4 protein-coding genes are annotated in these 6,665 nt (G+C 65.9%); all 4 read right to left on the reverse strand.

Annotated features, from left to right (window positions below; genetic code table 11):
• Positions 1-23 precede the first annotated feature (23 nt).
• Entirely contained in the window at positions 24-1,223 is a 1,200-nt protein-coding gene (gene sucB / locus GIW57_RS15470; RefSeq protein WP_100460486.1) for a dihydrolipoyllysine-residue succinyltransferase, read from the reverse strand.
• Between the two features lie 39 nt (positions 1,224-1,262).
• Complete coding sequence (locus GIW57_RS15475) at positions 1,263-4,094, reverse strand: 2-oxoglutarate dehydrogenase E1 component (protein ID WP_236511881.1); 2,832 nt, start codon at positions 4,092-4,094, stop codon at positions 1,263-1,265.
• Between the two features lie 186 nt (positions 4,095-4,280).
• Positions 4,281-5,183, reverse strand: coding sequence for a GNAT family N-acetyltransferase (locus GIW57_RS15480; RefSeq protein ID WP_100460484.1), 903 nt, complete (start codon positions 5,181-5,183; stop codon positions 4,281-4,283).
• A 3-nt stretch (positions 5,184-5,186) separates the two neighbouring features.
• Complete coding sequence (locus GIW57_RS15485; RefSeq protein WP_100460483.1) at positions 5,187-6,584, reverse strand: cupin domain-containing protein; 1,398 nt, start codon at positions 6,582-6,584, stop codon at positions 5,187-5,189.
• Between the last annotated feature and the right edge of the window lie 81 nt (positions 6,585-6,665).

Raw genomic sequence — 6,665 nt, forward strand, 5'->3', positions numbered from 1 at the left:
GGCGCGGAGGGGCGGGAGGTCTCTTACAGGCCGAACAGCATGCGGCCCGGGTTTTCCAGCTGGTTCTTGATGTCTACCAGGAACTGCACCGAGTCCTTGCCGTCGATGATGCGGTGATCGTAGGACAGCGCCAGGTACATCATCGGCGCGATCACGACCTGGCCGTTCTGGGCGATCGGGCGCTCCTTGATGGCATGCATGCCGAGGATGGCGCTCTGCGGCGGGTTGATGATCGGGGTCGACAGCAGCGAACCGAAGGTGCCGCCGTTGGTCACGGTGAAGGTGCCGCCCTGCAGTTCTTCCAGGCTCAGCTTGCCGTCACGGGCCTTCTTGGCGTAGTCGGCGATGGTCTTTTCGATGTCGGCGAACGACATGCGCTCGACGTTGCGCAGCACCGGCGTGACCAGGCCCTTCTCGGTCGACACGGCGATCGAGATGTCCGAGTAGCCGTGGTAGATGATGTCTTCGCCGTCGATCGAGGCATTGACCAGCGGGAAGCGCTGCAGCGCGTTGGCGGCGGCCTTCACGAAGAAGCTCATGAAGCCGAGCTTGATGCCGTGTGCCTTGACGAACTCGTCCTGCAGTTCCTTGCGCGCCGCCGAGACCTTGGACAGGTCGACTTCGTTGAAGGTGGTCAGCATCGCGGTGGAGTTCTTCGACTCCATCAGGCGCTCGGCGATGCGCTTGCGGATGCGGGTCATCGGCACGCGTTCTTCCGGACGTGCACCACCGGCCTTGCCGGCGCCGCCGTTGCGGGCGAAGTTGACGATGTCTTCCTTGGTGACGGCGCCACGACGGCCGGTGCCGTCGACGTCGGCCGGATTCACGCCTTCGGTGATGGCGCTGAAACGGGCGCCCGGCGGCAGTGCATCGGCAGCCGACTTGGCAGCCGGGGCCGGAGCAGCGGCGGCGGCCGGAGCAGCTGCGGCCGGAGCGGCCTCAGCCTTCTTCTCTTCGGCAGCCGGAGCCGGGGCAGCGGCCACGGCGCCTTCTTCGATGATCGCCACGACCTGGCTGGAAGTGACGGTATCGCCTTCCTTGAACTTGATTTCCTTGATCACGCCATCGACCGGCGACGGCACTTCCAGGACGACCTTGTCGGTTTCCAGGTCAAGCAGGTTTTCGTCGCGCTTGACGGCGTCGCCCACCTTCTTGTGCCAGGTGGCGATGGTGCCGTCGGCGACGGATTCGGGCAGTACCGGGGCTTTGACTTCGGTGGCCATGCGGGAGCTTCCTGGTTTGTCTTCTAAATAGGGGGAGAGTTATTCAGCGAACGAGTCGTTGAACGGGTTGACCAGTGCATCGGCGACCAGCTGCTGCTGTTCGCGGACGTGGTCAGCCATGTGACCGGCAGCCGGCGAAGCCGAACGTGCGCGACCGGCGTAGTGCAGGCTCTGGCCATCGGCCAGGCAGAACTGCAGGTGGTGGCGGATCTGGTACCACGCCCCCTGGTTCTGCGGTTCTTCCTGCGTCCACACCACGTCGGTGGCCTTGCCGTACTTCTTCAGTTCGGCAGCCAGCAGCGCACGCGGGAACGGATACAGCTGCTCCACGCGGATGATCGCCACGTCGTCCTGGCCACGCTTGGTCTGGTCTTCCAGCAGGTCGTAGTAGACCTTGCCCGAGCACAGCACCACGCGCTTGACCTTCTTGGCATCTGCATTGGCATCGCCGATCAGGTGCTGGAACTCGCCATTGGCCAGCTCGTCCAGGGTCGACACGGCCAGCTTGTGGCGCAGCAGCGACTTGGGCGACATCACCACCAGCGGCTTGCGGGTGGTCAGGTGCTGCTGGCGACGCAGCATGTGGAAGGCCTGCGCCGGGGTCGACGGCACCACCACCAGCATGTTCTCCAGCGCGCACAGCTGCAGGAAGCGCTCCAGGCGCGCCGAGCTGTGTTCCGGGCCCTGACCTTCATAGCCATGCGGCAGCAGCAGGGTCAGGCCGGAAATACGGCCCCACTTTGCTTCGCCGGCGGCGATGAACTGATCGATCACCACCTGGGCGCCGTTGGCGAAGTCGCCGAACTGGCCTTCCCAGATGCACAGGGTGTTCGGATCGGTGGTCGAGAAACCGTACTCGTAGGCCATCACGGCTTCTTCGCTGAGCAGCGAATCGATGACGGTGGCCTTCTCCGGCGAATCCACCAGCTGCCGCAGCGGCAGGTAGTAGTTGTCGGTCTTCTGGTCGTGCAGGATCGCGTGGCGGTGGGTGAACGTACCGCGGCCGACGTCCTGGCCGACCAGGCGCAGCGCACTGCCTTCATCCAGCAGGGTGGCGTAGGCCAGGTTCTCGGCAAAGCCCCAGTCGCCCGGGATCTCGCCGGCAGCCATCCTGCGGCGGTCGTCGTACACCTTGGACACGCGCGAGTGCAGCTGCACTTCTTCGGGGACGGTGTTGATCAGCTTGGCCAGCGCGACCAGCTTGTCCTTGTCGACCTTCGTCGACACCGGGTCGGACAGCTTGCCTTCCAGCAGCTTGGGCCAATCAACGAACAGCGGGCTGGTCGGCGGGGTCTTTTCGACCTTGGCCAGCTCGGTGGTCACTTCACCGGCATCGAGCTTCTCGCGGTACGCATCGACCATCGCCTTGCCGGCACCGGCGGCGATCACGCCCGCCTTTTCCAGCTGCTCGGCATACATTTCGCGGGTGGTGGCGTGCTTGCGGATCACCTGGTACATCAGCGGCTGGGTGATCGCCGGCTCGTCGGCCTCGTTGTGGCCCCAGCGGCGGTAGCACATCAGGTCGATGACCACGTCCTTGGCGAACTTCTGGCGGAACTCGAAGGCCAGCTGCGCGGCGAAGACCACCGCTTCCGGATCATCGCCGTTCACGTGCAGCACCGGTGCGGCGATCATCTTCGCCACGTCGGTGGCATAGCGCGTGGAGCGCGTATCCAGCGGATTGGAGGTGGTGAAGCCGACCTGGTTGTTGACTACGATGTGCACGGTGCCGCCAACGGCGAAGCCGCGGGCCTGCGACATCTGGAACAGCTCCATGACCACGCCCTGGCCGGAGAAGGCGGCGTCGCCGTGGATCAGGATCGGCATGACCTGCTTGCGCGCGGTGTCCTTGCGGCGTTCCTGGCGCGAACGCACGGAACCGGCAACCACCGGGTCGGCGATTTCCAGGTGCGACGGGTTGAACGCCAGTGCCAGGTGGACCGGGCCACCCTCGGTAGCCACGTCGGCGGAGAAGCCCATGTGGTACTTCACGTCGCCGGCCGAGGCGTGCTCGTCGTGCTCGAACTTGCCTTCGAATTCGTCGAACAGCTTGCGCGGGTTCTTGCCGAGGGTGTTGACCAGCACGTTCAGGCGGCCACGGTGGGCCATGCCCACCACCACGTCCTTGACGCCATCCTTGCCGGCGCTGCGGATGATGGTGTCCATCATCGGGATCAGCGAGTCGCCGCCTTCCAGCGAGAAGCGCTTCTGGCCGACGTACTTGGTGTGCAGGTAGCGCTCGAGGCCTTCGGCGGCGGTCAGGCGCTCCAGCGTACGGCGCTGGGTGTCAGCGTCCAGCTGGTAGTTGCCACCGGCCAGTTCCAGCTTCTTGTAGATCCACTGGCGCTGCTCGACCTCGGAGATGTGCATGAACTCCGCACCGATCGAACCGGTGTAGGTCGCCTTCAGGCGCGCCAGCAGGTCACGCAGCTTCATGCGCGGCTGACCGCCCACGCCGCCGGTGCTGAACTCGCTGTTGAGGTCAGCATCGGACAGGTTGTGGAAGGGCAGGCCCAGGTCCGGGGTGTTGACCGGAGCGGCCAGGCCCAGCGGGTCCAGGCGGGCGTCCAGATGACCACGCGAACGGTAGGCGGTGATCAGGCGACCGACATTGCGCTCGCGCTCATCGCCTGCACCGGTGCCGGTGCCTGCTTTCAGCGCATCCTTGGCCGCGTCCGCGATGTGGGAAATGACGGCCGAGTGCGGAATGTCGCCTGCTTCGCGGCCCTTGAAGCCGTCGAAGTAGGTTTTCCATTTGGGATCGACACTATCCGGGGAGACCAGGTACTGCTCGTACAGGTCCTCGACATAGGAGGCGTTGCCGCCGGCGAGTTGCGAAGATTGCGCAAACTGCTTCAGTTGATTGTCCACGATGGAGGGTGCTGATTCGCTTTGTGGGGTATGGCTTCAGAAGGACCCGGCACGAAGATGAATAGCCATGCACGGGCGCGTTCAAACGGCCAAATTGTACCCCCATCCGGACACGAAGGGGCAGCGAGGAGGGCATCGGGCGTCCCCCGGTGTCGGTCCCAGACAGGTTGAGCGCACCGGTCGCGGTCAGATGCCGAGTGCGCGCAATTCGCTGCATTCGCGCGAACGGTCCCAGACACGCTGCAATTGCTGCTCGAACGGCTGCGAACGTGCCGGTAGCGCGATTGCGGATTCGCCGTCGAGGCGATGACCGATGAGACGAAAGTAGAAGTCGCCTGCATCGTTGAGCAGGCAGGCCGAGGCCAGGGCGCGATCGATCGGATCGGCCACCTCGCGGAACTGGATCACACTGGGCAGGCGCTGGAACAGCGCCAGCAGCGGCGCACCGGCGCTGGCGATAGCCGCTGCGTCATGCACGATCACCCGCAGCTGCTTGTCGTGGCGGGCGGTGACGAAGCGGCGCAGGGCCGCCTGTACCGGTGGCGCATCCAGCAGGCCGGGGTCCAGCTGCCGGCTGTGCAGCCACAGCCGGCGGCGTGCGCGGTGGATGATCGCCGTGGTGATCGCCAGCGCTTCAGCGCGGCTGTCGATGGCGGAAACGGCTTGCAGCCGGCGCCGCATCTGTTGGTGGCCGATGCCGGCTTCTTCGAATTCCGGGCCTTCCGGCAGGAAGCCCTGGCGGGCGTAGAAGTCGCGCGCCGGCAGCTGCGCATGCAGGTGCAGTTCGGCCAGGCCGAGCTGGTGCCCGGCCTGTACCAACGCCTCAAGCAGGGCCTCACCGACGCCGTGACCGCGATACGCAGGCAGCACCGCCATGCGGCCGATGCGACCATCCGGCGCCAGCCGCCCGGTGCCGACCGGTTGCCCGTGGGCATCCAGCGCCAGCACGTGGGCGCAGACCGGGTCCAGGGCATCGCGCTCCAGGGCGGCATCGATACCCTGTTCCTGCACGAACACCCGCTGGCGCACGTCGTGGATGGCGACGTGGGCCTCGGCATGGCGCACCTGCTGGACCCGGAGCGGACTCATGGTTCAGCCGCGACTTGGGGTGCTGTCGTCTTCGTCGTGGTCATCGAAGTTGACGATCACTTCAATGCCGTCGTCGTGCACGGTCACCAGATGGACATCATCGGACATGGCGTCAGCGTCGATGACCTCGACCTGCTCACGGCCCTCGATCACCTCACCCAGCACCGCTTCCTCCTCGTCGGCATACACCTCGTTCGGATCGATCAGCTGGAACACGCCGCCGACCAGCAGTTGCTGGAGTACTGCGCGGCCCTTGTCGGACAGGCCGCGGTAGGCGGCAGCGTCGAGCTGCTCGGCACCTGCCAGGCGCTGCGCGTCCTTGATCGGCAGGGCGAAATCCTGGCCGCTGACATACAGGCTGGCGCCGCGCTTGGCCCGGCGCCAGGCCAGGCGCGCCCACGGGTGACGCTGCAGCAGCAGGCCAGACTGCAGGGCTTCGATCACTTCTTCCTGCGGCGGCGCGGCCTGGTGGGCCATCACCTCGCCGGCAGCGCGGTAGGTGGTGATGAAGCGGCCGAACCAGTCACCCAGCTTGTCCGGATCGTTCATGCGGATGGCGTTGAGGGCGGTGATCACCCGCGCCATTGCCACGGTGTCGATTTCGTTCGGGTCGGCCGGTGCCTTCAGGTCGGCATCCTGGTAGCGGATGTTTTCGTCGGCATCGGCGATCAACGTGTCCAGATAATCACTGATCAGCTCGGCCGAGGACGGTGCGCGCATGCCGAACGAGAAGGTCAGGCAGGGGTCTTCGGCGACGCCGTGATGCGGCACGTTCGGCGGCAGGTACAGCATGTCGCCCGGCGCCAGCACCCAGTCGTGGGTCGGCTTGAACACTTCCAGCAGCTTCAGCTCCACGTCGGGACGGAAGCCCAGCGGCGGGCGCTTGCCCTTGATCGATTCGCTGGCATCGATCTGCCAGCGGCGGTGGCCGTGGGCCTGCAGCAGGAACACGTCGTACTGGTCGACATGGGCGCCGACCGAGCCACCGGTAGCGGCGAAGCTGATCATCACATCGTCCATGCGCCAGCGCGGCAGGAAGCTGAAGTGTTCGATCAGGGCGCGCACGTCCTTGTCCCACTTGTCCACGTCCTGCACCAGCAGGGTCCAGTCGTGGTCGGGCAGGGCGGGGAAGATGTCTTCCTGGAACGGGCCGCTGCGCACGCGCCAGCTGTCCTGGGCCTTGTCGTGCTCGATCAGGCGGGCCAGCACGCCCTCTTCGCAGGCCAGGCCGGCCAGGTCTTCCGGCTGTACCGGGGTCTGGAAGTCGGGGAAGGCGTTGCGGATCAACAGCGGGCGTTTCTGCCAGAAGTCGCGCAGGAACACGGCCGGGGACATGCCCAGCGGCTGGCCACGACGGGCGGTGACTTCGATCAGGGGGGAGGTGGACTTGCGGGCGGCCATGGGGGAGTTCCTTGCAGCGGAAAGCGGGAGGGGCGGCGTGGCGGGCCGCCAAGGCCTCCATTGTCCGACGTTCGTTGGGAT

This window comes from Stenotrophomonas sp. PA-6-5C (assembly GCF_021605635.1).
In the GTDB taxonomy this organism is placed as follows: domain Bacteria; phylum Pseudomonadota; class Gammaproteobacteria; order Xanthomonadales; family Xanthomonadaceae; genus Stenotrophomonas; species Stenotrophomonas lactitubi.

Excerpts from the sequence above, each read along its gene's own strand:
- sucB (WP_100460486.1), bottom strand. The coding sequence starts at position 1,223 with ATGGCCACCGAAGTCAAAGCCCCGGTACTGCCCGAATCCGTCGCCGAC.
- GIW57_RS15480 (WP_100460484.1), bottom strand. The coding sequence starts at position 5,183 with ATGAGTCCGCTCCGGGTCCAGCAGGTGCGCCATGCCGAGGCCCACGTC.
- GIW57_RS15485 (WP_100460483.1), bottom strand. The coding sequence starts at position 6,584 with ATGGCCGCCCGCAAGTCCACCTCCCCCCTGATCGAAGTCACCGCCCGT.